The organism is Nonomuraea sp. MG754425 (genome assembly GCF_021699195.1).
Classification (GTDB): Bacteria; Actinomycetota; Actinomycetes; order Streptosporangiales; family Streptosporangiaceae; genus Nonomuraea.
Map to the genome: position 1 here is coordinate 1 of NZ_SSXE01000602.1, position 252 is coordinate 252.

The 252-nt window shown below is 81.3% G+C and carries 1 protein-coding gene; it reads right to left on the reverse strand.

What is annotated here, in order from left to right; genetic code table 11:
* Nucleotides 1-252, reverse strand: a 252-nt coding sequence (locus FAF44_RS54155; protein ID WP_308193561.1) for a putative PEP-binding protein, incomplete at both ends; no start/stop codon positions are given.

Genomic DNA, 252 nt, shown 5'->3' on the forward strand with positions numbered 1-252 from the left:
CGCCGCGCGCAGGGCCGCCGCCGGGACCTCGACCATCACGCCCACCCGCTCGACGCCCTTCGCCCGCGCCCGGCGGGCGAACCCCGCGGCCTCGGCGACCGTGGTCACCATGGGCGCCATCACCCACGGCCGGGCGCCGGTCCGGCGCGCCGCCGCGGCGATCGCGCCGAGCTGGGTGTCCAGGACGTCCGGCAGCAGCCGGTCCACCCGCAGGCCGCGCACGCCCAGGGCCGGGTTCTGCTCCGCGGGCAG